The following is a 24,274-nucleotide window of genomic DNA, read 5'->3' as shown; positions in this document are numbered from 1 at the left end:
TCAGTAAGGAAACGGCCAAATACGGTATGACGACTTCAGGATGTTCCAGCGGTGCATCAGCCCCTTGGGTTCGAGGATCATAAACAATGCGATCACGCCGCCAAGAACGACATTCATGCCAGCGAACACGATGTCACCGCCAAGGAATGATACCGAGTCGGCGATATTGGGGCCGACCGTCGCGATAATTTCCTGGATGATGCGGATAATGAAGACGCCGATCAGGGCCCCCACGATTGAACCCATCCCGCCGACGATGATCATCGCGACGAAGAAGATCGAGTGAAACAGGGTGAACTGGTCTACCCCCACGAAGCGGATCAGATAGGCCCAAAGCGCCCCGCCGACGCCCGCATAGAAAGCGCCGATCAGGAAGGCATTTGCCTTTGTGGCCGCGACATTGATCCCCATTATACCCGCGGCCACGTCATCATCCCTGACCGCCACGAAGGCACGGCCGAAGCGTGACCGAACGATCCCGAACGCGCCCGCCACCATGATCGCGGTCACGGCGAAATTCAGATAGAACTGCGAAGATTCGCTGACAAATCGCTGCCCGAAAAGCTCGGCCGGGGGCACGGTGATACCGTTCGATCCACCCAGCCAGGTTGACGGCAGGTTCAATACGGCAAAGTGGAACAGGAACTGAGCTGCAATCGTGGTCAGTGCCAGATAGAACCCCTTGATCCGCGCCGCGGTCAAGCCAAAGAGAAAGCCGAACAGCGCAGCCGAGAGCCCGGCCAGAGGAATGGTCAGCAGAAACGTAAGGCCGGTCTTCGAGGCCAGTATCGAGGCCGTATAGGCGCCGACCCCCATGAACGCCGCCTGACCCAGGTTGATCTGGCCCGCATAGCCGGTGCAGATCTGAAGCCCGACGGCGATGACGGCGCTGATCATCATCATATTCAGGATAGCGATGATACGGCTGCTCACCAGGTAAGGCGCCAACAGCAGTAGAGCCATGAATACGACGAGGGCCAGAAACTGCCAGCGCGTTCGGATCAAACGTCTGTCACTGCGATAGCTTGTCGGGAATACGCCAGAAGGATCCATGGATTACACCCGTTCGATTGTGCGCCAGCCGAACAGGCCGGTCGGCCGGATCAGCAGAATGGCAAGCATTATGATGTATGGAACGACACTGCCGAGCGAGCCACCGATCAACGGATCAAGGTAGTTGGTGGTCAAGCTCTGCACGATGCCGATGATTATTCCTGCCAGAATAAGCCCGCCGATGGACTCAAGCCCGGCAAAGAGCGCCACCGGCAGGGCCGCGAACCCGATATCCGAGGCCAGGAAGGTCAGCGATTTGCCGCTGAGAAAGATCATCGCACCAATTGTGGACAGGATTGCCCCGAGAACCCAGGCAACGGCAATCGAGCCTTTCACCGAAATGCCCATCGAGGAAGCTACGACGTGGTCCTCCGCCACAGCGGTCATACGGAGGCCGGACCGGGTCCGGTTGAAGAACCACGACAGGCCGACGGCCGCGACAATGGTGATGATCCCACCTATCAGGAGGTTCATCGGGATCAACATATCGCCGAGGAACAAGGGTTTCAGCGGAAAAATGATCGGGAAGGGTCTTACCGCGGGACCGAACACAAGCAGCACCAAACCGCGCAGCAGGATCAAAAGGCCGACGGTGACCATGACCATCGAGAAAACCGATTCACCGATCAGCTTTGTCAGGAAAATCCGTTCGATTGCGTACCCGACCAGCCCGGCCAGAACCAGCGAAAGGGGTATCGACAACCAAAGGCTAAGCCCCGCTTGCATCGTTGTGAACCAGACGATGAACCCGCCGATGATCACAAGCTCGCCCTGCGCGAAGTTGAACACCTTGCTGGCGCGGTAAATCACAACAAAGCCCATGGCCACCAGCGAATACAGAATGCCGATCAAAGCCCCGGTAATGATGTCATTGATGAAATAGACCATTGTCGCCGACCTCCTTTAAGATTTGGACTGCCGCTTGGCAGCCTTCGATGCGTTTTCAACATCCGACACGCGAACCGTGGTCTTGAGAACGCCTTGACGGCCGTCCTGATAGGTCACAGCGATTTCGAGATCTGTCTCGTCATCGCCAGCATAGATCGCCTCGACGAGCTTGGCATACCGTTCCTCCAGAAAGGCCCGGCGAAGCTTTCGGCTGCGGGTCAACTCGCCTTCATCCGGGTCGAGTTCCTTGGGAAAATTCGCAAAACGTGCCACGCGCGAGCCTTCGGGCAGGAGCGCATTGATGCGCGCCACTTCGCCTTTGATAAGGTCCAGAACTTCGGGTTTCTGCGAGAGATCGGTGTAGGTCGAAAAGCTGATCTTGTTCTCTTCCGCCCAACGCCCGAGAACTTCCATATCGATATTGATAAGCGCGCTGACGAAGCTCCGGGTTTCGTCGCCCAAGGTCATGAGATCCTTGATGAAGGGGCTATACCGCAACCGCGTTTCGATGAATTGCGGCGGATAGCTGTGCCCATTTGCCAGGCGGCGCATATCCTTGACACGGTCAAAGAACAAAAGCTCGCCGTCGTCGGTCATCGACACCGCGTCACCGGTCTTGTACCAACCGTCTTCGGTCAATTCCTCTGCGGTCTTTTCGGGCTTGCCGTGATAGCCACCGAAGCCCGATCCGCCACGCACCTGAAGCTCACCTTCGTCCGAGACCCTGTATTCCAGAGGTTCGCCGTAGTTCGTGTTGCTTTGCATCCAACTGCCGCTGGTTTCCAGCTGATAGCTTTCGCCGACATGCGCGGTCAGAAGGCCGATTTCGGTCGCGCCATACACGTTGCGCAGTTTGACGCCCATAGCGTGGAACATACGAAAGACGTCAGGCGCCATCAGGGCGCCGCCGCTCATGGCGTTTTTGGCCTTGCCAAGGCCAAGATTGTCGCGAAGGTGATGCAGCACCAGCGCTTCGGCAAAAGGAAGTTGCAGGCGCGCGGCAAGGCTGGGGTTGCGTCCTTCAAGCCGTTCCACATAAACGTCGTGGCCGACCTTCATGCCCCAGTTGTACATCGCATTGCGGATTTTGCCCGCCCCCAGCATCCGGGCCTGAACGATAGAGGCCAGGTTTTCCCACTGGCGCGGGCTGAACACCAGTGCGTCAACCGCCAATTCTCGAATATTGGTCAGCACATCTTCGGGACCTTCGGGGAAATTGACGACCATGGGCGCGATCAGCCCGATTGACAGGCCGAAGATCTGTTCGGTCACCCAGGCGGGGGAAATGTAGGTCAGGTATTCGGTGCCTGGCGCGATTTCGATTGCCCCCATCACCCGCGAGCAGTTGTCGAACAGGTAGCGATGGCTGATGACAACGCCCTTGGGTTTTCCCGTGGTCCCCGAGGTATAGGACAGCAAGGCGGTATCGTTCGCCCGTCCGCGTTTTACATGTTCTTCAAATCTGGCAGGTTCCTTGGCGTGGATCTGACGTCCTGCCGCGCTCACATTTTCGAACGAATGCAACAGGGGATGATCGTAGCCCCATAGACCGGAGTCATCCCAGTAAACTATCGCCAGCGCACCCGAATACTTGGCCGCGATCTTGATGCATTTGTCGACCTGCTCCTGATCCTGCGCCAGAAAAATCCGCGTTTGCGAATCTTCGGCCAGATACCGGATCTCTTCGGCGTTCTGATCCGGATAGACGGACAGGACTTTGCCGCCCAGTGATTGGACGGCGTATTCAGCCCAGAAATGTTCGGGTTCGTTTTCGCCGATCATCATAACGGATTCGCCAGCCGACAAGCCAAGGTTCTCCAACCCGAGAGCCAGGGCACGAACCCTGTCAAGCACATCGGCCCAGGTGAATTCACGCCAGATGCCCAGGCGCTTGTGCCGTTCGGCGAGGTTGTTCGGTGTAAACGTCGCACGCGCGAGCAAAACCTGCGGCAGGGTTTCGCTATGTGTCACTGCCGGGTCCGAAAAGACCATTGCCGTTCTTTGTTTAACCATCCCGCTACCCCAGATATGCCTTGATCACAGCCGGGTCCTTCTGGATTTCTTCCGGGGTGCCTTCAGCGATGACCCGCCCGAAGTCCAGCACCACAATCCGGTCGGCAAGATCCATGACGACGCCCATGTCGTGCTCGACCAGAACCACCGGAATCTTGCGCGCCTCGCGCACATCGAGAATGAAGCGAGCCAGGTCTTCCTTTTCTTCCGAGTTCATGCCGGCCATCGGTTCATCCATCAGAAGGATCGACGGTTCCTGCGCCAATGCACGGCCCAGATCGACACGCTTGCGCAGCCCATACCCCAACGTGCCCACGGGCCGGTTGCGGATTGCCTCGATCTCGAGAAAATCGATAATCTCTTCGGCGGCCTCGCGGTGTTCCGATTCCTCGCGCATCACGGGACCGAACTGGAAAAAGGCCTGGATCACATTCGATTTCATCAGCATGTGACGGCCGATCATGATGTTTTCCACCACGGTCTGCCCGGCAAAAAGATGGGTGCCCTGAAACGTCCGCGCCAGACCGCGCCGGGCGATCTGATCAACACGCAGGCCGGTCACGTCCTGCCCGGACAATTCGACACGGCCCTTCTGAGGACGATAAAAGCCCGCGGTAACGTTCAGAAGTGATGTTTTCCCGGCACCATTCGGGCCGATGATCGCAAGCAATTCATCGTCGGCCACGGAGATGCTCACATCGTCGAGCGCCGTCACACCGCCAAATTTCAAAGTTGCACCACGCACCGCAAGCGGTGACGATACGAGCCTGTCATTCGTGGTCATGTTGCAGCCCGCGCCTCTTCCCGACACATTATGGAGTCGTGCATAGCCTGACCGCACGGTTGTCCGTTGGTTACGAGTTTTCCTCGCATCGTTCCTCCTCCCACCTCTTCATTCAGAGGTTTGCCTGGTCTAATTGCCAAGCCTCTCTGCGCAGCCTATCGGGTGTTAGAAAATTTGGTCAACAACTGAATCCGCTACGGCGGAAAACTGATCAGACAGCCGCGTACTCAGCGGAAAAGCTTCGAAGACCGTTTTGATCCTGACACCAGACTGTCCCGGAAGCGCCGGTCCCTTCATTGTGCAGTTGCAATTCGCAGGGCAGGGTGAGTGGCGCGAGTCCGCGAAAAGAAAACCGGTGGGGCGATGTTTTCAACGCATCCGCCGCCAGATTCAGAAGTAGCGTGGCTTGCAAGGGGCCATGCACAACAAGCCCGGAATAGGCTTCGGTTTCGGTGGCGTAGATGTGGTCATAGTGAATGCGATGGGCATTGAACGTCAGCGCCGAATAGCGAAACAGCAGAACAGGATCCGGGGTCAGGGTCGATCTGAGCGTGGTGGAATCGCCCGCGTCAGGTGCGCTCTCGACCATGCGGGGGGAGGAAATCTCACGATAAACGATCGTTTGCTGCTCCCGGACACAAAGCCGGTTGCCACTCAGATACTCATGTTCAACGATCACAAAGACCAATGGTCCACTGCGGCCCTGCTTGGCCGTTATGTCCCCGATCACCGAGCGGCGGGTGATGGTTTCGCCGGTCTTCAGCGGCGCGATATGTGTAACATCGCCGCCGGCCCACATCCGGGCGGGCAGCGGAACAGGGGGCAGAAATCCACCCCTCGCGGCATGGCCATCTTCGGACAGGGCGGTCGCTGGCACGGTATCAAGGGCAATACACCAGTGAATTCCCAGCGGGACATCGCCCGCTCCGTCCCAAAGATGCGGACCGAGCGTGGCGCGGAATTTGTCGATCAGCCCCTCCGTCAGAACATCTTCCTTGGTCTCGGTGCGTCCCAGCCAGGGCGCCAGCGCGTCAAGGTCGATCTCACCCATAACCCTGGCCTTCAGAACGATCTTGGCATGCCGAGGATATGTTCTCCGACATATGACAGGATCAGGTTGGTCGAGATCGGGGCGACCTGATAGAGGCGCGCCTCGCGGAACTTGCGCTCGACATCGTATTCCCGTGCGAAACCGAAGCCGCCATGGGTCTGGATGCAGGCATTGGCCGCTTCCCAGCTGGCCTCCGAGGCCAGCAGCTTGGCCATATTCGCCTGCGCTCCGCAATCCAGCCCGGCATCAAACCGCCTGCAGGCTTCAAAGCGCATCAGATTGGCGGCCTCAATGTTCACATAGGACCTCGCGATAGGGAATTGCACGCCCTGATTCTGGCCGATAGGACGGTCAAAGACCACGCGGTCACCGGCATAGGCGCGGGCCTTGTCAACGAACCAGTATCCATCACCGATACATTCCGCTGCAATCAGGGTCCGTTCGGCATTCAGCCCGTCAAGAATATGGTAAAACCCGCGCCCCTCGGTGCCGATCAGGTTCTCGGCGGGGATTTCCAGGTTGTCGAAAAACACTTCATTGGTTTCGTGGCCGGGCATGTTGGCGATGGGGCGGACCTCCATCCCGTTGCCGATGGCCTCTTTCAGATCGACCATGAAGATCGACAGGCCCTGCGACTTTTTCTTGACCTCGCTCAGCGGCGTGGTGCGTGCCAGCAGGATCATCAGGTCAGAATGCTGGATGCGGCTGATCCAGACCTTCTGGCCGTTGATCACATAGCGGTCGCCCTTTTTCACCGCCGTGGTCTTGAGTTTGGTGGTGTCGGTCCCGGTTGTCGGTTCGGTCACGGCCATGGATTGCAGGCGCAACTCGCCGCTGGCAATACCGGGCAGGTATGTCTGCTTTTGCTCATCCGAACCATGTCGCAGAAGCGTGCCCATGTTATACATCTGCCCGTGGCAATGGCCCGCGTTTCCGCCGCAGCGGTTCACCTCCTCCATGATGATCGAGGCCTCGGTCAGGCCCAGGCCTGAGCCGCCGTATTCCTCGGGGATCATTGCGGCAAGCCAACCCTCGCGGGTCAGCGCATCCACGAACTCCTCAGGATAGGTTTCGCGGCGATGATATTCGGGCGGAAACTGTGCGCAGAGCGCGCGCATGGCGTCGCGCAGGTCGTTATGAGTGTCTGGGGCTGACGTCTGCATCGGTTACTTCGCTCCCGGACCCGACGTTTCAAGAATTTCCTGCTCGGCACGCTGCCAAAGCTCATAGGAAATCGGGTTTTCGCTCTCTTCGAGGATATGACCGACCAGACCGATGGCGCGTGCCATGACGCCAAAGCCCCGCACGATCTTCCAGGGGAAGCCAAATTCACAGCAGATTGCTCCGATCGCCCCCGTGGCGTTGATCGGCAGCATCTTGCCGGATTTTTCTTCGGCCACGGCCTGAATTTTCTGGATCAACTCGATGTATTCGCCGGACTTTCCGTTTTCCGCCGCGATTTCGAACAGGCGCGGGGCGCGCGGATCGACCGGTTTGTGCACCGGATGTCCGAGCCCCGGCACGATCATCTTGCGGGCGCGGAATTTTTCTACCGTCTCGACGGCCAGCGCATCCAGATCGACACCGGTGCCCAACTTGTCCTGTGGCAGTGCCTCGTAAAGCATCTTCGAGGCACCCTCCATCGAGCCGACAAAGACGGTGCCCAGCCCGCACAAGCCAGCCGCCACAGCCGCCTGAAGCGATTCCGGCGCCCCCATATAGGTCATCCGCGCCGCCAGGGCCGAGGGCGTGATACCATGTTCGACCAAGGTAATGACGATGGCGTTAAAGACGCGGCTTTCCTCGGGCGTGGCCTTGCGACCCGTCAACTGCAGAAACGCCAGATCGCCGAGGTTCATGTGGCCCAGGATCTCGTTGGGCAGATCGAGCCCACGCACGCTGATCTTGTCAGGGGTGCTCCAGGCAATGCTGGAGCTGATTTTTTCTTTGCGTTTTCCCATTAGACCGGATCCCATGAAAAGACATCCGCCGAAACTTCGAGCGGCGTGAACTGCGATTTGAGCGCGGGAATGGCGCGCTCGGCGATTTCATCGGCGGTCCAGCCATCACCGGAATGAACCGACCGCACCGGGCGGGGCTGGTTGAACAGGAAGATCTCGTTCTTGCGAACCGCAAAGATTTGTCCGGACACGTCGGCTGCGCGGTCGCTCATCAGGAAACAGGCCATCGGTGCAACCTTGGCCGGTGTCATCTCCTTGATCTTTTCGACCCGTGCCACCTGTTCCGGGGTGTCTGTCTTGATCGACGAGATCATCCGGCTCCAGGCGAAGGGCGCGATGCAGTTTGACCGCACGTTCCAGCGTTTCAGGTCGAGCGCGACCGATTTGGAGAAGGCCGCGATGCCCAGTTTTGCCGCCGAATAATTCGCCTGCGCCAGATTGCCGATCAGCCCCGAGGTCGAGGTCATGTGCACCAGAGCACCGCCCTCTTGCTCGCGGAAAAAATCGGCCGCCGCGCGGCTGGTGTTGAAGGCGCCGTAGAGATGGACCTTCACCACCGCGTCGAAATCCTCGTAGGTCATCTTGTGGAAGAACCCGTCGCGCAGGATGCCGGCGTTGTTCACCACCGCGTCGATGCGGCCGAATTCCCTGACACCTGCCTCGATCATCGCGCGCGCGGCGTCCGGATCGGTGACGTTGCCGCCATCGGCGATCGCATCGCCGCCCGCCGCCTTGATCTCTTCGACGACTTTCTGCGCCGCGGTTTCTGTCTGACCGGTGCCTTTCAGGGACGCGCCCAGATCGTTGACCACGACGGCGGCGCCTTCTGCGGCTGCCATCAAGGCGATGTCGCGCCCGATCCCACCGCCGGCCCCGGTGACCAGAACGACCTTGCCGTCAAGTGCTTTTGTCATCCTCTTTCTCCCTCAGCGTGACTTGCGGTATTTGTCCAGGCCGCCGGTATGCATGACCCGGCCCATGAGCGGCACGCCGATGATCTCTTCCGCTTTGACCGCCGCTGCGATCAGCTTTTCCAGATCAATGCCGGTTTCGATGCCGAGTTCGTGACACAGGAACACTGCATCCTCGGTGCAGACATTTCCTGCGGCCCGCGCGTGGCCGTGGCCCGCGAAAGGACAGCCGCCAAGACCGGCGACCGAGCTTTCGAACATGTCCACGCCCATCGACAGGGCGGCATAAACGTTGGCGATCCCCAGCCCACGTGTGTCATGGATGTGCATACCGATGCGCGCCTCGGGCGCCAATTCGCGCAGGGCGCCGATCATGCGTTTGACCGCCTCGGGGTTTCCCCAGCCCATTGTGTCGGCGATCACAAGGATCGGCACGGGGATGTCCTCTTCCTCGCACAACTGAAGAATGAAGCGGAAATCGTCCAGAATGCGTTCTTGGGGGATGGGGCCCTCGAGGTTGCAGCCGAAGGCGGTCATCACATAGGCCGCGTCGACCGTATATCCTTCTTCCTTGTAAAGACGGACCCAGTCACGTTGTTTTTCCCGCATCTCCGCCGAGGAACAATTGTTGTTCGATTGGGCGAATGCCTCGGAGGGATAGAACAGCAGACGCGGGTCGATATCGACCTCATGCGCGGTCAGGGCCTTGCGAAACCCTTTGTCGTTCAGCCACAGCGATGTGTAATTCACGCCCGGTTCGCGCTTGATACGCTGGAACAACTCGCCGGTGTCGGCCATTTGCGGCACGTATTTCGGGCTGACGAAACTGCCAACCTGAATGCGCTTCAGACCGGTTTCGCTGAGCATGTCGATCAGTTCGATCCGCTCTTCGATCGGATAAATCTTCTTCTCGATCTGAAAACCCTCACGCGGGCCTTCTTCGCGAAACTCGACGAATTTGGGAAAGTCGCTCATTTCATCGCTCCTCGGATGGCAGAATCTCGGCGATGACTTGGCCACGATCGACCATGTCTCCATTCGAGACGGATATATTGCTGGCGATCCCGGCCGCGGCCGCCCGGATCGAGATTTCGAGTTTCATGGATTCCATGACCGCGACCACTTCGCCTTCGGCCACGCTCTGACCATCGGAGACCTTGATTTCGACAATCATTCCGGTCAGCGGAGAGGTCACGGCGCGATCCGCCGCGGCATCGCCGCCGGCAAAAGCAAGGGGCGCGGCGGGGCGGAAGACCAGGCGACCTTCGGGCGTGTCCAGTTCGATCACGCCCGCGTGCAGGCGCGCGTCGATCAGATGGACGGTGTCGCCTTCGCCGACACGCCAACGGCCCGGGGTCAGTTCACATGCCGACAGTGTCAGCGCCTCGCCGTTTTCCGAATGGACGGTGTACTTGGCGCCCGGTTTGACAGGGCCGATGCGCAGTTCTTCGGATACCTCGTCAGAATCGGTAAGCGTCACGCGCTGCCCCGCTTCAATCGCATCACCGCCCAGGCCAAGCCGCCAGCCGGTAAAGGCATCACGGTTGGTCCAGGGATTGGCGTTTGTGTCGCTGCGCGACTGGGTCACGAAGAGAATGGCAGCGGTCGCTTTCCACAGATCGGGGCGGGTCAGTCCGGGTGCTTGTGTCAACTCATCCAGCCTGCCGTCGATCCAGCGGGTATGCACCTGCATCCGTTCGAATTCATGGTTTCGCGCCAGCGCCGTTAGAAAGGCGCGATTGGTCTCGACACCTTCGACCGCGACATGATCAAGCGCCGTGGCCAGACGTGCCAATGCGGTTTCCCGGTCGGGCGCGTGCACGATCAGCTTGGCGATCATCGGGTCGTAATAAGGCGTGACCGCATCGCCTTCCTCGACGCCGCTGTCGATACGCAGGCCCGACGGCAGGCTGAGCGTGGTCAAGGTGCCGGTCGAGGGGGCGAATTGCATCGCCGGATCTTCGGCATAGAGCCGCGCTTCGACCGCGTGGCCGTTGATCTTGAGGTCATCCTGCACCAGCCCAAGGCCCGCGCCTTCGGCAATGCGCAGGTGAAGCGCGACAAGGTCCAGTCCGGTGATCGCTTCGGTGACGGGATGTTCCACCTGAATGCGCGGGTTTACCTCAAGGAAGAAATACTCGTCTCCCGCGACCAGAAACTCGACCGTGCCCAGCCCGCGATAGTCCAGCGTTTCACCAAGGCGCACCGCGTCGCGCGCGATGTCTTCCAGAAGCGTCCGGGGCAGACCCCAGGCCGGGGCTTCCTCGATGACCTTCTGGTGACGGCGCTGAAGCGTGCAATCGCGTTCGAACAGGTGCACCACATGACCCTTGCCGTCACCTGCGATCTGCACTTCGACATGGCGCGCATCGGGCAGGAAGCGTTCCAGCAGCAGCCCTTCGGAACCAAAGGTGGATTTCGCCTCGCGCAGCGCGCCTTCGATGTCCTCGACCAGTGTGGTTTCGTCGGTGACGAGCCGTTGTCCGCGCCCACCACCGCCGCCGACAGCCTTGAGCAGGACCGGCAGGCCCATTTGGCGCACCTCGTCGGCGATTTGCCGGGGATCCGACCGCGCGCCTTCCGCGCCCGAAATCACCGGGACGCTGGCCGCCACGGCGGCTTCCTTGGCGCTGGCCTTGTCCCCGAAACGTTCAAGCGTCGCCGGCGTCGGCCCCATGAAGATCATGCCGGCGGCTTCGACCGCGCGGGCAAAATCGGGGTTTTCGGCCAGAAAGCCGTAACCGGGATGGATCGCATCCGCGCCCACCGATTGCGCAGCGGCAATCACCGCGTCGATTTTCAGATAGCTCTCGGATGCAGGCCCGGCACCGATACAGACAGATTTGCCGATCTCGCGGACATGCAGGGCATTGGCGTCGGCCTGCGAATGTATGCCGACAGGTGTGATACCCTTGGCCCGCGCAGTGCGCGCGATCCGGCAGGCAATTTCGCCGCGGTTGGCGATCAGAAGCGTCTTGATTTTCACGGTTCGCTCCTCACATCCTGAACACGCCGAAGTTGGTATCGACCTTGGGTCTGCGCGATGTCACATCCAGCATCAGCGCCATGACGTGGCGGGTCTCGCAGGGCTCGATCACGCTGTCGATCCAGAGGTTGGAGGCAAAATTATAGGCCCCCTGGAAATCCTCGTATTCCTTGCGGATCGGTGCCTTGAAGGCTTCCTCCTCCTCTGGGGTCCAGCTTTTGCCTTCGCGTTCGTTGATCTGCGCGCGGACCTGAGCCAGCACGCTGGCGGCCTGTTCCGGCCCCATGATTGCCGACCGTCCCGTCGGCCAGGCGAACATTGCGTCCGGCTGGAACGGGCGGCCCAGCATCGCCAGGTATCCGGCCCCGTAAGAGCCACCGGTGATGATTGTGAATTTCGGCACCCGGGCCGAAGACATGGCCGTGATCATCTTGGCGCCAGCCTTGGCAATGCCCATCTGCTCGACCTCGCGGCCCACCATGAAGCCGTTCACATCGGCCAGGAACAGCAGCGGAATATCACGCTGGACGCAGAGATTGATGAAATGCGTCGCCTTCAGCGCGGCTTCGACGAAAAGCACGCCTGTATTGGCGATGATCCCGACCTCGTGGCCGTGGATGCGCCCCCAGCCGGTCATGATCGTGTCGCCATAAAGCGGCTTGAATTCGTGAAAATCGCTGTCATCCACCAGCCGGGCGACGATCTCGCGGTTGTCGGTCGGCACCTTGGGGTCGCGGCTGACGAGACCATATATTTCCTCGACCGGATAGGCAGGTTCACGCGGCGTTTCCGGCGTCTTGCGGGGCAGGGGCTTTTCGCCCAGGTGTCGGACGATATCGCGGGTGATGGCCAGAGCGTGGGCGTCGTCCTCGGCCAGATGGTCGGTCACGCCGGAGACAGAACAATGCATCTTGCCGCCGCCCAATGTCTCGGCATCCACTTTTTCGCCGGTCGCGGCAAAGGTCAGCTCTGGTCCGCCCAGGTACATGAAGCCCTGGCCGCGCACGATGACCACCTCGTCGCAGAGCGCGGGGATATAGGCACCACCTGCGGTGCAGGGCCCCATGACCACGGCGATTTGCGGCACACCGTCACCCGACATGCCGATCTGTTGGTGAAAGATGGACCCGAACTGGCCTTCGTCGGGGAAAAGGTTGGCTTGGTCGGGCAGGAAGGCCCCGCCGGAATCCACGAGCGTGATAACAGGCAGGCGGTTTTTCCAGGCGATCTTTTGTGCCCGGACATGTTTGCGGCAGGTGATCCCGAAATAGGTGCCGCCTTTCACTGTAGCATCGTTGGCGATGATCATGCACTGGCGGCCTTCGATCACTCCGATACCGGTGATGATGCCGGCGCCGGGCGGAACACCCTTGTGCATGTTCAGTCCGGCCAGCTCGCCGAGTTCCAGAAAGGGTGTGCCCGGATCGATCAGACGCTCAATCCGTTCGCGGGGCAGGATCTTGCCTTTTTCCACATGACGTTCGCGCGCCATTTCGGGGCCGCCGACGCGCTGTGTGAGCCGGAGGGCATGCAGTTCATCGACCTTTTCGCGGTAAGACGCGTCGTTGGCGCGGAAGTCGTCCGACGCAGTGTCGAGAAGGGATTTCATTCTAGTCATGGCAGGTCTGGATATTTCCTGAGAACGAAGGCGACCTTCGCGGCGCCGGGTTTTTCAAAAGTGTCGGCCGCAACCAGGTGAACGTCGGCCTTGAAGACCAAGGAGTCGCGCAGCCGCTGCTCGATTTTCTTTTTGAGGGTGACGTCATCGGCCGGATCGCGATCGGGGCCGCGTTCGACAATCACCGTCAGCGCGCCCTGCGTGGTGTGGCCCTCGAAATCGGCCACGATTCGCATGACGCCGTTGGTGTCCGGCACCATTTCGGTAATGATGCTGTTGATCGCCGACGGGAAGACATTGGCCCCGCGCACGATCAGCATGTCGTCGGTGCGGCCGGTGCAGCGGATCTTCGGTCCGGTGCGGCCGCAGGAGCATTCGGTATCGATCACTTCGATATAATCGCCTGACCGGAACCGCACGAGCGGGCTCGCCTGGCGGCCGAGCGCGGTATAGACCATCTCGCCTTCTGCGCCTTTTTTCCAGGGAATGATCCTGCCGCTCTCCGGGTCGAGCAGCTCGGTCAGGACATAATCCATGTTGACCATGTGCATACCCGACTGGGCGTCGCACTCGGCCCAGTATGTCACGCCCAGATCGGTGCCGCCCAGCATCTCGGTGCATTTCGCACCCCAGGCCTTTTCGATCTTTGCCCGAATTGCGGGAATGCCGCCGCCGGGTTCGCCGCCGACGATCACGCGCTCGACACCCAGTTCGCTGGCCTTGCAGCCAAGCACCTCGGGAGCCTTTTCGGCCAGGTGCAGCACAAAGTTCGGGGCGCCGACCACGCAACGCGGGCGGGTGTCGGCGCAGGCGCGCAGCAGCCGTTCCGCACCGCCATCGGCGCCCACCGGCACATCGATCGTGCCCATGTACTGCAATCCCTGCATCACGGGGATGCCGCCGACAAAGCCCTTGGCGAGCGAAAATGCGTGCAGCACCATATCGCCGGGACGCACGCCATTGGCAAAGAAACAGCGCGCTGTCATCTCGTGCCACATCTCGGCGTCGGATTCTGTCAGGGCCACATATGATGGGCTGCCGGTCGTGCCCGACGAGGCCTGCATCTGGATGATTTCCGACATCGGCGCGGCACGGTGCTTGCCAAAGGGCGGCTCGGCGGCCAGGCTTTCGCGGATCTCGGTCTTGTAGGTATAGGGCAGTTTTTGCAGGTCTTCGATGGTGCGGATATCGTCGAAGTCCACACCGGCCTCGGCGAACTTTTCCTGATAGAAGGTCGAGTTCGCCTTGAGATACGCCATCTGATCGCGCAGCCGCTCTTCCTGAATACGGCGCACCTCGTCGAGCGGTGTGCCCTCGATCGCGTGCCAGAAGCGATCATTTGCCTTGTCGGCGGCATCCTCCCGCCGGAAGCGCATTCCAAATTGCATGTCGTTCTCCATGTCGGGCAGAGCGATCAATAAGACCGCGGCAGACCCATGACCTTTTCGCCGATGAAGCTGAGGCACAGCTCGCGGTTCACGGGCGCCGTGCGCAACAAGCGCACCAGCGGGTACATCTCGTAAAGCCCCGTATCCTCGGTGAAGCCCGATCCGCCATGCGCCTGCAGCGCGGCGTCCACCGCTTCGATCCCGGCTTCGGCGGCGGCGTATTTTGCCATGTTTGACGACGCCCCTGCCGGCAGTTTGTTGTCAAACTCCCATGCCGCGCGACGGGTCATCAGGCTGGCCATCTCGACCGCTGTGTGCGCCTTGGCCATCGGGTGCTGCACGCCCTGGTGCGCACCGATGGGTTGGCCGAACACATTGCGCTCGGAGGCATAGGCCACGCCCTTGTTCAGGGCGAACCGGCCGATGCCGCAGCACAGGGCGGCCAGGATGATACGCTCGGGGTTGAGGCTGTCGAACAGGATCGAGAACCCTTCGTCCACCTCGCCGACCACATCCTCGGGGCCGAGATCCACCTCGTCGAAGAACAGGGTCCACTGTTCCTCGGGCAGGGGGATCGAGATCTTCACCCGCTGCTTGTCGACGCCTTTTTTCTTCAGATCCACGGCGAACAGGGTAAAGCCGTCGGTCTTGCGGCTGACCTCGGTATGCGGCCTGGTCCGCGCCACCACGAGGCAGTAGTCGGCCACTTCGGCCCCGGTGATGAAGGTCTTTTCGCCCGACAGGCTGAACCGGTTGCCTCGACGCTTGGCCAGCGTAGTGGCCTTCATCGTGTTCGACCCGGCCCCCGGTTCGGTGATCGCGAAACAGAACTGGATATCACCGCGGCAGGCGGCCGGCAGCAGCTCTTTCTTGTGGAATTCGCTCCCGTGGCTGGCGATATGGGCCAGCGACATGGTCGGCCCGACCACCATCATCAAAAGCGGAATGCCGTGATTGGCGGTGCCTTCCATGAACAGGGCCATTTCGGTCATGCCAAGGCCCGCGCCGCCATATTCCTCGGGCACCATGATGCCGAGGAAGCCGTCATCGGCGATCTGGCGGAACATTTCGTGCGGAAACTCGTGCTTGCGCGCGTGTCTCAGCCAGTAATCGTTGTCGAACTTCTGCGCCAGTTGGCCGCCATACTCGTAAATCTGGCGTTGTTCGTCGTTCAAAGTGAAATCCATGTTCTGTCCTCAGGCCTTGAATCTGGGGGCGCGCCGGTTCTCGAATGCGTCGAGGCCCTCGGCCACATCATCGCTGGGCAGTGCACGCACCGCGGCATCGCGCTCAAGCCGCATCTGCTGGTCGATACCAAGGTCCGCGCCTTCGCGCGCCAACCGCTTCATCTCGGCGATGCCGGGACGTGAACGGGTGGCGATTTTCTCGCAGTATTCCAGCGCGGACTTGTGCAGGTCCGCATCCGGCACGATGTAGTTGACCAATCCGGCCTCTTTGGCCTCGTCCGACTTGAGCCAGCGGGCCGAGAACATCAGGTCGAGCGCCCTGCGCTGCCCCATCAGCCGTGTCAGCCGCTGCGAGCCACCCCAACCGGGAATCAGCCCGAATTGCGCATGCTGATCGCCAAACTGGGCGCTTTCGGCCGCGAAACATACATCGCATGCCAGCATCAGTTCGATCCCGCCGGCCAGACACAACCCCTGCACTGCCACCACGACAGGGAGGGAGGAGGTTTCGAGCGCACGCAGGTTGCTCATGCCAAAGGCGATGAAATGGTCCAGCGCGGCGGGATCGTTCAATTTACCCTTCACTTCCCCCAGATCGGCGCCGGTGCAAAAGTGCTTGCCCTGCGCCCGGATGAGGATCGCCCGGATATCCGGGTTCGCCTCGAATTCCGACCGCGCCGCAGAAATGCGCTCATGCACGCCAAGTGAAAGGCAATTGAATTTCTCGGGGCGGGCCAGTTCGATGATACCGGTTTTGCCCTCGGAAGTGACGACGATGGGGTCGCTCATTTCACGGCTCCCTTCGCCTTCTTGTCATACTGCAGCGCCATCCGTCCGACCTTCTCGCGGGCAATCACAAGCTTCTGGATCTGCGCGGTGCCGTCACCGATCTGCAGGCCGAGCACATCGTTGTAGCGCTGGTGGTGGGGCAGGTCGGTTGTGTAGCCGTAATGTCCGTGCAGGATCAGGCACTGGTGCAGGATCTCGCAGGCGGTTTTGGGCAGGTACCATTTGCACATGGCGGCCTGAGAGGTGTGGGGCAGGCCACGGTCGCGCAGGTCCAGCGTGTAATAGCAAAGCTGGCGCATCATGGTCAGTTGTGTCTCGGCCTCGGCTAAGGGAAAGCTGACACCCTGATACTGCACGATCGGGGCTCCGAATGCCTCGCGCTCCTGAACGTAGGCCCAGGTTTCATCCACCGACGCTTGCGCGGCCCCCAGGCACTCCAGCCCGATCAGTGCGCGGGAATAGTCGAAGCCCGCCATGATCGTGCCAAAGGCACGGTCCTGTTCCGCCATCATATTTTCGGCCGGCACGAAAACATCGTCAAAGAACACCGACCCGCGCCCGACAGGCTTGGTGCCGATGTCGTCAAAATGGGTGCGCTTGATGCCTTCCTGGTTCAGATCGACGAAAAAGGCGCTGACCCCGCGTGAGCCGCCGTCAGGATCGCCGGTACGGGCAAAGACGACCGCCGCATCCGCCTGACTGGCAAAACTCATGGATGTCTTTTCACCGTTCAGCCGCCAGCCGTTGCCGGATTTCTCGGCCCTCAGAATCAGGTTCGCCGCATCCGAACCGCCGCGCGGCTCTGTCAGGCCCAGGCCAATGACAGCATCACCCGAAACAACCTTGGGCACCCATTCCGACGCGATGTCCTTGGAGGCATGTTTGGCAACCATTCCGCCCATGAGAGAGCCCAGAAGCTGCACATAACTTGCGTTGAAATCGGCATAGGCGATCTCTTCGACGATCAGCCCTGACGTGACAGAGCTTTCGCCGAGTCCCCCGAATTCCTCGGGCAGATCGGCCCCGATCAGCCCCAGTGCGCCCATCTCCTTGATCAGCGCACGGTCGAATGTATGGCCGCTGGCGCGTTCTTGATATGTGGGCGCTAGCTTTTCAGTTGCGAAGCGCTTTGCGGTCTCGCGAAACGCCTTCTGATCGTCTGTAGGCTGGAATTGCATCGGTGCTCCTCCCCATGAGCGAAAATCTTCTTTCCAAAAAAATCTAACAAATGTTAGAATGCAGATCAAGCGTAGTTTTGAGGAGGATGCCCACAGTGGAAAATAAGCCAACGGAGAGCTTTGGGACCATGCTCTCGCCCATCCGCGCAGGCCGGCATACATTGCGAAATCGTGTCATCATGGGGTCGATGCACACGCGGTTGGAAACCGAGCCTGACGGCATAGCCAAACAGATCGCGTTTTACGCCGAGCGTGCGCGGGGGGAGGCGGCGATTCTGGTCACCGGCGGGTTTTCGCCCAATGCCGAGGGCATATTCGATCCAGAAGGTCCGCGAATCGATGATCCGGAAGAAGCGCTTGACCTGCGCCCGATCTGCGAGGCGGTGCAGGCCGAAGGCAGCCTGATCTGCGCGCAACTCCTCCACGCCGGGCGCTATGCCAAGATCGAAGGCTGTGTGGCCCCGTCGCCGATCCGCGCCCCGATCAACCGTTTCATCCCGCGTGAAATGACCGAAGCCGACATTCTCCGTACCATCGAGGATTTTGCCGTGGCGGCCGCCAATGCGCAGGCCGCAGGCTTTGATGGCGTCGAGATCATGGGGTCCGAGGGATACCTGATCAACGAATTCACCGTCACCCATACCAACAAGCGCCAAGACGACTGGGGCGGCAGCGCCGCGAACCGCCACCGATTCCCGGTCGAGATCGTGCGCGCGGTGCGCGAACGTTGCGGCCCCGACTTTCTGGTCATCTACCGGATTTCGGCGGCCGATCTGATCGAGGGCGGCGCGCCCGCCGATGAAATTGCCGCACTGGCCCGCAAGATCGAGGCCGCAGGTGCGGATATTCTGAACACCGGCATCGGCTGGCACGAGGCCCGCGTGCCGACGATCGCCTATCCGGTGCCGCGCGGTGCCTGGCGCAAGGCGGCAGCCAACGTGAAAGCGGCCGTGTCGATCCCGGTGGTCGCCTCGAACCGGATCAACACACCCCAGCTTGCCGAAGACATACTTGCCTCTGGCGATGCGGACATGATCTCGATGGCGCGCCCGTTTCTGGCCGATCCGCATTTCGTGAAAAAGGCGCGAGAGGGCCGCGCGGACGAGATCAACACCTGCATCGCCTGCAACCAGGCCTGTCTGGATTTCATCTTTTCTGACCGGCCGGTCGGATGTCTGGTCAATCCAAGGGCCGGGCGTGAAACGGAATTCCGGGATACGCCAGCCGACACGCCAAAGAAAGTGGCCGTCGTTGGCGGTGGTGCCGCGGGCATGGCCACAGCCGTCGAGGCGGCGCGGCTGGGCCATGCTGCCACGCTGTTCGAGGCGCAGGACAAGCTGGGCGGTCAGCTGAATCTGGCCCGCGCCGCACCCGGCAAGGACGAGTTCGACGAAACCCTTCGGTATTATGCCGGTCAGATGCAGAAACACGGGGTCACGCAGCGTCTGGGGCAGCGTGCTGACGTGAGCGATCTTGAAGGCTTCGACCATGTGGTCATCGCCACCGGGGTCACGCCGCGGATTCCCGACCTGCCGGGTATCGACCATCCCAGCGTCGCGACCTATGCCGAAATTCTGTCCGGCGACCGTGTGGCGGGCGACCGTGTCGTCGTGATGGGGGCAGGGGGCATCGGTCATGATGTGGCCGAGTTCCTGGTGACCGAACCCGCCGAGACCGCCAACTCCGACGTCTTTTGCGAAACCTGGGCTGTGGACCCCGAATTTGTCTCCTCGGGTGCCCTGAGTGGCGACCCTCTGGCCCCGAAACCATCGCGCCGCAAAGTCGTCATGCTTCAGCGCAAGACATCGAAACCCGGTGCAGGTCTGGGCGTCTCGACAGGGTGGATTCTGCGGAATGCGCTGCGCAAACACGGGGTCGAGGCCATGGGCGGAGTGACCTATGAACGCATTGACGACGCCGGGTTGCATATCGTCGCGGACGGAAAGCCAAAGGTCATCGCGGCCGATACAATCGTGTTGTGCACCGGTCAGGAGCCGGAACGGGCCCTGGCAGAAGAGCTTGCCGCGCGCGGCGTCACGGTTACGATGATCGGCGGCGCAAAGGAGGCCGCCGAACTTGATGCGCTGCGCGCCATTGATGAAGGAGTACGTCTGGCGCAAAGGCTTTGAGCCGAACCATAGCAATAAAGGATACCATGCTGACCGAAGTCTCGCGTGCAGGGCGCGCCGACTTGTATTCGATCTTTCGAACCCGCGCACAGGATTGCGCGGGGGATCTGGCCATTGAGGACGGCAGCAAGAGACTGACCTATGCCGAATTGCTGGGGCGGATCGATCGTCTGGCGGCTGTCTTTCTGGCACGAGGCGTGGCGCCCGGCGACAGGATCGCGATCCTGTCGCATAACCGCTCAGAATACCTGGAGGTCGAACTTGCAGCGGCGGGAATAGGGCGCGATTGTCGCTTGCCTGAACTGGCGGCTTGCCCCCGATGAACTGTGGCACTGCATCGATCTGGTCGAGCCGGTGCTCGCGGTTGTCGAACCGGAACTTTCAGAAGCGTATCGCGCCGTCGCGTCGACCCCCTGTCTGACCGTCGGGCCAGACCTGGAAACGGCCATTGCCGGGGCCGGGCCGGACCCGCGCACCGGAACCATGGTCGACGACCCCGAGGCCGGTCTGACGATCCTCTATACCTCGGGGACTACGGGCCTGCCCAAGGGGGCGCTTATCAGCCACCGCGCGCATATCGCCCGATCCATGGCTTTTGCGGCGCAGCTGGCGCTGGATCCCGGCGACGGGTTCATCGCCTGGGCACCTATGTTCCACATGGCGTCCACCGATCATGCGCTGGCGACGGTCCTGCGGGGCGGAACCGTGGTGATGGTGGACGGTTTGCAGCCTGCGGTCATCAACGAGGCGTTGTCGCGCCACCGGATCGGCTGGTTCGTGATGATGCCCGGTGCGCTGGACGCCTTTATCGCAGAACGACGCGCCAACCCTTTGCCGCTGAAGGGGATCAAGGTTTGCGGCGCAATGGCCGATCTGGTGCCGCCGCATCAGATCGCGGAACTGACGGCCCTTCTGGACACGCCCTATCTGAATTCCTTCGGCGCAACTGAAACCGGCCTGCCGCCGGGGACCGCCGATCTGATTGCGCCGGGTGTGACCCCGGACCGGCTGTCCAAGCGCATAAGCGCATTTTGCGAGGTTCGGCTGGTCGATCCCGACGACCGCGAAGTGCCGGATGGAACGCCGGGCGAAATGGCGCTTCGGGGCCCGACATTGTTTTCAGGATACTGGAACGCCGACGACGCCAACGCCCGCGACTTTCGCAACGGCTTTTTCCACATGGGCGACTTGTTCCGGCGCAATGCGGACGGAAGCCTCGACTTTGTGGATCGGACGAAATACCTGATCAAGACCGGAGGTGAAAACGTCTATCCTGCGGAAATCGAGCGTGTGCTTCTATCTCATCCCGGTGTGGTCGATGCCGCGGTAGTGCGGGCATTCGACGTGAAATGGGGCGAAAGTCCGGTGGCCTTTGTCGCCTGCAGCAAGGACGGGCCGGATGCCGAGGCGCTGATGAATTTGTGCCGCGAAAACCTCGCTGGCTACAAACGGCCGCGCGAGTTTCTTTTCATCGCGTTCGAGGATTTTCCCAGATCGACCAGCGGAAAGGTCCAGCGGCATATCCTCGAAGCCCGGCTCTCGGATTAATTTGCGCCCCGGCCCGATCGTTACCCCGCCACGCCCGTTCGCCCCACTAGCGATATAAGCGTTCCTTTCATCGTTGCGATGTAAGCGCTTTGCTGTGGCCCTACGCGGCCAGGCTTGACGCGGGCGCGAAGTTCCAGGGTATGAGTTCGTCGATGCGGCTCTTTGGGTGCCCGTCGAGCAAGGCGCGCAGGGTCTCTGCGAGGTAGCGGACCGGATCGACGTCGCTCATCTTGCAGTTGGCGATGAGGCTGGCGAGCATGGCCCAGTTTTCCGCCCCGACCTCGTGCCCGGCAAAGAGAGCGTTCTTCCGCGTCAGCGCGATCTTCCTGATCTGGTTTTCGACAGGATTGGTGTCCAGCTCGAGGCGTCCATCCTCGAGGAACCGGGTGAGGCCCGGCCATCGCGCGAGGGTATAGCGGATGTCTTCGGCGAGCTTCGAAGATTTGGGGATGCGAGAGAGCTGCGCCTCGAGCCAGGGCCGGAAGGCGGCCACGATGGGCGCCGAGAGCTGGCGCCTGATCGCGAGACGGACGTCGGGAGCCGCGCCGCGCACTGTCTTTTCTATGGCATAGAGTTCGGCGATCTGGCGCAGGGCTTCTTCGGCGATCGGCGAGCCGTCCTTTTCGAGCCGCTTCACGAACCGCCGGCGCGCATGGGTCCAGCAATGGACAAGTGTCCACGGCCCTTCGGTCCGGTCGACCTTGGTCAACTTGTCATAGGCCTCGTAGCCATCGCATTGGACGAACTGGCCCCGATAGCCGTCAAGGAAGCGGAGCGCATGCACGGCACCTCGCCCCGGTGCGTAGTGGAACATCACGACGGGCGGGCTGGTGCCCCCATGCCCACGGTCGTCGGAGACGATTGCCCAGAAGTAACCGGTCTTCGTCTTCCGTCGCCCGGGATCGAGAACCGGGGCCCTCGTCTCGTCCATGAAGACCCGATCCGCGCCCTTCAGGCTTTCCCGCAGGTGATCGACGATGGGGCGCAGGTGGAAGCAGGCGCGGCCGACCCAGTTTCCCAAGGTGGCGCGGTCGAGCGTGATCCCCTGTCGGGTGTAGATCTCGGCCTGCCGGTAAAACGGCAGATGGTCGCCGAACTTCGCCACCATGACCTAGGCGATCAGTGCCTCGGTGGGCAGTCCACCGGGAACGACGTGCTCCGGCGCATGGGCCTGAGCTACCGCGGCGGAGCAGCGTCGGCAAGCATATTTGGGGCGCCGCGTGACCAGCACGCGCAGTTGTGCGGGCACGGCATCGAGGCGCTCTGAGACGTCTTCGCCGATCCGGGCCATCACGCCGCAACCACAGGGACACAGCGTGCTTTCGGGCTCGATGACCCGCTCGATCCGGGGCAGATGCTTCGGAAGATGGCCACGGTTACGATTTCTCGGGCTGCGTTCGGCAGGGCTGTTGCCCTTCAGCGCGCGCCGTGCCCTCTCCTGAGCCGCCTCGAGGATGCCCTGCGCAACCTCGACATCTTCGAGCGGCAGGTTGAACTGCTCGGGGTCGAGCTTTTCCGACCGGGGGCCGAACTTCTCGCGACGCAATTCGCCGACAATACTTTCCAACCGCCGCTGCGCCTCGACCGCATCTTCCAGCGCAGCCTCGGTTTCCGCGAGGCGCGCCTTCAGGCGGGCGTTTTCTTCGGCCAAGGCGATGTCGGTCATGGCCAAGATCATGCACATGGCCTCCGGTGGCACCATCGCCAAAGCGTCGCCGAGTCATTCTGCCGCAGCTTATCCCGCCAGCTGCGGTCGCCGAACGCGCTCGGGGCGGACCAGGCGCCAGTCGAGCCCTTCGAACAGGGCGGCAAACTGGGCAGGCGACATCTTCATCACGCCGTCCTGCACCCGGGGCCAGACGAACTTTGCCGCCTCGAGACGCTTGTGAACCAGGACGATGCCGGTCTGATCCCAGATCAGCACCTTGATCCGGTCCGCGCGTTTGGATCGGAACACGAAGGCCGCGCCACTGAACGGGTCCAAGCCGAGTGTCTCCTGAACAGCCAGCGCCAGCCCGTCTATGCCCTTGCGGAAGTCGACAGGACGCGTGGCCACATAGACGCGCAGGTCACCGCTCGGCGAGATCATTGCGAGGCCGATCGGATCGCCCGGATCGTACGGGACAGCTGCAGCTCATCAATGTCGGATCGCACCCGCAAGATGACCCCATCCACCTCCAGCTCAATCCGGCAGGGTCTGATCTCGCTTCGCGCCGGACGGCTGCGACGGGGCGGTGCGGGCGGTGCCTCCGGCTCGACCAAAAGCGCCGCGAACATCGGCTCCTCCGCCGTCTCGGCCGCCAGCGCCAGTTGCCCGGCCCGAAGCTTGTTGCGCCAGTCGTAAACCTGCCAACGCGTCACACCATGCCGCCTGGCGATATCCGCAACCTTCGCTCCCGGCACCAGGCTCTCCGCGCCCATCCGTGCCCGTTCCGCCTCGCTCCGAAGCCGGCGGCCGGACCGCCCCTCCAAAACCTCGATGGTACCCGCGTAGCCGTCCGTCGAGCCGTCCAAATAGCCGCCCATTTTGCCGTCCAATCCTGCCTCTTCACAGAAGAAGGACTCTCACAGTCAAACTCAGCATGGCAGGAGGGGAACGGCGTGGCGCTTACGTTGCGATGAGCTTCTCATCCCCGCCCTTTGGAGTAGTGAACCGCTCCGGGTTTGCCGGAGGCTGATTTTGGTTACTTACGCGGCCATGGGTTCAGTTTCCAGAGTTGCGTAGAAGTTGGCCTCGGCTTCTGCGGGCGGGATGTTCCCGATGGGCTCAAGCAGGCGGCGGTTGTTGAA

At 61.3% G+C, this 24,274-nt stretch carries 20 protein-coding genes and 1 pseudogene; 3 read left to right on the top strand and 18 right to left on the bottom strand.

Going from position 1 to position 24,274, the window contains the following annotated elements:
* From AC13CR_RS07065 to AC13CR_RS06995, 15 genes are all read right to left on the bottom strand, one after another.
* The gene (locus AC13CR_RS07065; protein WP_028288587.1) at positions 1-1,053 is read right to left on the bottom strand and encodes a branched-chain amino acid ABC transporter permease; all 1,053 of its coding nucleotides are present in this window, start codon (positions 1,051-1,053) and stop codon (positions 1-3) included.
* Positions 1,054-1,056: 3 nt separating this feature from the next.
* On the bottom strand, positions 1,057-1,941 hold the full coding sequence (locus AC13CR_RS07060) for a branched-chain amino acid ABC transporter permease (protein ID WP_482900493.1): 885 nt from the start codon (positions 1,939-1,941) through the stop codon (positions 1,057-1,059).
* 15 nt (positions 1,942-1,956) lie between these two features.
* On the bottom strand, positions 1,957-3,933 hold the full coding sequence (locus AC13CR_RS07055; protein ID WP_482900492.1) for an AMP-binding protein: 1,977 nt from the start codon (positions 3,931-3,933) through the stop codon (positions 1,957-1,959).
* A 25-nt stretch (positions 3,934-3,958) separates the two neighbouring features.
* Complete coding sequence (locus tag AC13CR_RS07050) at positions 3,959-4,738, bottom strand: ABC transporter ATP-binding protein (RefSeq protein ID WP_482900491.1); 780 nt, start codon at positions 4,736-4,738, stop codon at positions 3,959-3,961.
* 211 nt (positions 4,739-4,949) lie between these two features.
* Positions 4,950-5,789, bottom strand: coding sequence for an HTD2 family dehydratase (locus tag AC13CR_RS07045; RefSeq protein ID WP_482900490.1), 840 nt, complete (start codon positions 5,787-5,789; stop codon positions 4,950-4,952).
* 11 nt (positions 5,790-5,800) lie between these two features.
* Positions 5,801-6,952 carry an acyl-CoA dehydrogenase family protein gene (locus AC13CR_RS07040; RefSeq protein WP_482900489.1) on the bottom strand — a complete coding sequence of 384 codons (1,152 nt, stop codon included), beginning with the start codon at positions 6,950-6,952 and terminating at the stop codon, positions 5,801-5,803.
* A 3-nt stretch (positions 6,953-6,955) separates the two neighbouring features.
* Positions 6,956-7,750 carry a citryl-CoA lyase gene (locus tag AC13CR_RS07035; RefSeq protein ID WP_482900488.1) on the bottom strand — a complete coding sequence of 265 codons (795 nt, stop codon included), beginning with the start codon at positions 7,748-7,750 and terminating at the stop codon, positions 6,956-6,958.
* A complete protein-coding gene (locus AC13CR_RS07030) occupies positions 7,750-8,664 on the bottom strand; it encodes an SDR family NAD(P)-dependent oxidoreductase (RefSeq protein WP_482900487.1) in 915 nt (304 codons plus the stop codon). The genes AC13CR_RS07035 and AC13CR_RS07030 overlap by 1 nt, the downstream gene beginning before the upstream one ends.
* A gap of 12 nt (positions 8,665-8,676) precedes the next feature.
* Complete coding sequence (locus tag AC13CR_RS07025) at positions 8,677-9,636, bottom strand: hydroxymethylglutaryl-CoA lyase (RefSeq protein ID WP_482900486.1); 960 nt, start codon at positions 9,634-9,636, stop codon at positions 8,677-8,679.
* Between the two features lies 1 nt (position 9,637).
* Positions 9,638-11,647 (bottom strand): acetyl/propionyl/methylcrotonyl-CoA carboxylase subunit alpha, encoded by a 2,010-nt coding sequence (locus AC13CR_RS07020; RefSeq protein ID WP_482900485.1) that lies wholly within the window; start codon positions 11,645-11,647, stop codon positions 9,638-9,640.
* 10 nt (positions 11,648-11,657) lie between these two features.
* On the bottom strand, positions 11,658-13,265 hold the full coding sequence (locus AC13CR_RS07015; protein WP_066817114.1) for an acyl-CoA carboxylase subunit beta: 1,608 nt from the start codon (positions 13,263-13,265) through the stop codon (positions 11,658-11,660).
* Positions 13,262-14,665 carry a phenylacetate--CoA ligase family protein gene (locus tag AC13CR_RS07010; RefSeq protein ID WP_482900484.1) on the bottom strand — a complete coding sequence of 468 codons (1,404 nt, stop codon included), beginning with the start codon at positions 14,663-14,665 and terminating at the stop codon, positions 13,262-13,264. The genes AC13CR_RS07015 and AC13CR_RS07010 overlap by 4 nt, the downstream gene beginning before the upstream one ends.
* Positions 14,666-14,679: 14 nt before the next feature.
* Positions 14,680-15,840, bottom strand: coding sequence for an acyl-CoA dehydrogenase family protein (locus AC13CR_RS07005; RefSeq protein ID WP_066817112.1), 1,161 nt, complete (start codon positions 15,838-15,840; stop codon positions 14,680-14,682).
* 9 nt (positions 15,841-15,849) lie between these two features.
* Positions 15,850-16,629: an enoyl-CoA hydratase/isomerase family protein gene (locus AC13CR_RS07000; protein ID WP_482900483.1), complete on the bottom strand. Its 780-nt coding sequence runs from the start codon at positions 16,627-16,629 to the stop codon at positions 15,850-15,852.
* A complete protein-coding gene (locus tag AC13CR_RS06995) occupies positions 16,626-17,876 on the bottom strand; it encodes an acyl-CoA dehydrogenase family protein (protein ID WP_482900482.1) in 1,251 nt (416 codons plus the stop codon). Before AC13CR_RS06995 ends, AC13CR_RS07000 begins: the two co-directional genes overlap by 4 nt.
* Positions 17,877-17,935: 59 nt before the next feature.
* Here AC13CR_RS06995 and AC13CR_RS06990 point away from each other — a divergent pair, with 59 nt between their 5' ends.
* From AC13CR_RS06990 to AC13CR_RS06980, 3 genes are read left to right on the top strand one after another with little or no spacing between them, the layout of a single operon-like run.
* The gene (locus AC13CR_RS06990; protein WP_482900481.1) at positions 17,936-19,936 is read left to right on the top strand and encodes an oxidoreductase; all 2,001 of its coding nucleotides are present in this window, start codon (positions 17,936-17,938) and stop codon (positions 19,934-19,936) included.
* A 26-nt stretch (positions 19,937-19,962) separates the two neighbouring features.
* Positions 19,963-20,259 carry an AMP-binding protein gene (locus tag AC13CR_RS06985; RefSeq protein WP_482900480.1) on the top strand — a complete coding sequence of 99 codons (297 nt, stop codon included), beginning with the start codon at positions 19,963-19,965 and terminating at the stop codon, positions 20,257-20,259.
* Positions 20,222-21,484, top strand: coding sequence for a class I adenylate-forming enzyme family protein (locus AC13CR_RS06980; protein ID WP_482900578.1), 1,263 nt, complete (start codon positions 20,222-20,224; stop codon positions 21,482-21,484). Before AC13CR_RS06985 ends, AC13CR_RS06980 begins: the two co-directional genes overlap by 38 nt.
* A 100-nt stretch (positions 21,485-21,584) precedes the next feature.
* Here the strand turns inward: AC13CR_RS06980 and tnpC are convergent.
* The 3 genes and pseudogenes from tnpC to tnpA all read right to left on the bottom strand — a co-directional run bounded on the left by tnpC (position 21,585) and on the right by tnpA (position 24,010).
* Positions 21,585-23,162 (bottom strand): annotated as a pseudogene (tnpC, locus tag AC13CR_RS06975) (IS66 family transposase).
* A gap of 57 nt (positions 23,163-23,219) precedes the next feature.
* On the bottom strand, positions 23,220-23,573 hold the full coding sequence (gene tnpB, locus AC13CR_RS06970) for an IS66 family insertion sequence element accessory protein TnpB (protein WP_066817132.1): 354 nt from the start codon (positions 23,571-23,573) through the stop codon (positions 23,220-23,222).
* A complete protein-coding gene (gene tnpA, locus AC13CR_RS06965; protein ID WP_066817130.1) occupies positions 23,570-24,010 on the bottom strand; it encodes an IS66-like element accessory protein TnpA in 441 nt (146 codons plus the stop codon). The genes tnpB and tnpA overlap by 4 nt, the downstream gene beginning before the upstream one ends.
* Positions 24,011-24,274 lie beyond the last annotated feature (264 nt).

The sequence above is a fragment of the Paracoccus sp. L-17 genome, from assembly GCF_056857655.1.
The sequence above is the reverse complement of the archived record's forward strand: the minus strand, read 5'-3'. Positions and strand labels throughout refer to the sequence as shown.

Coding starts and splice junctions, on each gene's coding strand:
- AC13CR_RS07055 (WP_482900492.1), bottom strand. CDS start 3,933: ATGGTCTTTTCGGACCCGGCAGTGACACATAGCGAAACCCTGCCGCAG.
- tnpA (WP_066817130.1), bottom strand. CDS start 24,010: ATGGGCGGCTATTTGGACGGCTCGACGGACGGCTACGCGGGTACCATC.
- AC13CR_RS07015 (WP_066817114.1), bottom strand. CDS start 13,265: ATGACTAGAATGAAATCCCTTCTCGACACTGCGTCGGACGACTTCCGC.
- AC13CR_RS06990 (WP_482900481.1), top strand. CDS start 17,936: ATGCTCTCGCCCATCCGCGCAGGCCGGCATACATTGCGAAATCGTGTC.
- AC13CR_RS07040 (WP_482900489.1), bottom strand. CDS start 6,952: ATGCAGACGTCAGCCCCAGACACTCATAACGACCTGCGCGACGCCATG.
- AC13CR_RS07025 (WP_482900486.1), bottom strand. CDS start 9,636: ATGAGCGACTTTCCCAAATTCGTCGAGTTTCGCGAAGAAGGCCCGCGT.
- AC13CR_RS06985 (WP_482900480.1), top strand. CDS start 19,963: ATGCTGACCGAAGTCTCGCGTGCAGGGCGCGCCGACTTGTATTCGATC.
- AC13CR_RS07045 (WP_482900490.1), bottom strand. CDS start 5,789: ATGGGTGAGATCGACCTTGACGCGCTGGCGCCCTGGCTGGGACGCACC.
- tnpB (WP_066817132.1), bottom strand. CDS start 23,573: ATGATCTCGCCGAGCGGTGACCTGCGCGTCTATGTGGCCACGCGTCCT.
- AC13CR_RS07065 (WP_028288587.1), bottom strand. CDS start 1,053: ATGGATCCTTCTGGCGTATTCCCGACAAGCTATCGCAGTGACAGACGT.
- AC13CR_RS07010 (WP_482900484.1), bottom strand. CDS start 14,665: ATGGAGAACGACATGCAATTTGGAATGCGCTTCCGGCGGGAGGATGCC.
- AC13CR_RS07000 (WP_482900483.1), bottom strand. CDS start 16,629: ATGAGCGACCCCATCGTCGTCACTTCCGAGGGCAAAACCGGTATCATC.
- AC13CR_RS07050 (WP_482900491.1), bottom strand. CDS start 4,738: ATGACCACGAATGACAGGCTCGTATCGTCACCGCTTGCGGTGCGTGGT.
- AC13CR_RS07030 (WP_482900487.1), bottom strand. CDS start 8,664: ATGACAAAAGCACTTGACGGCAAGGTCGTTCTGGTCACCGGGGCCGGC.
- AC13CR_RS07005 (WP_066817112.1), bottom strand. CDS start 15,840: ATGGATTTCACTTTGAACGACGAACAACGCCAGATTTACGAGTATGGC.
- AC13CR_RS07035 (WP_482900488.1), bottom strand. CDS start 7,750: ATGGGAAAACGCAAAGAAAAAATCAGCTCCAGCATTGCCTGGAGCACC.
- AC13CR_RS07060 (WP_482900493.1), bottom strand. CDS start 1,941: ATGGTCTATTTCATCAATGACATCATTACCGGGGCTTTGATCGGCATT.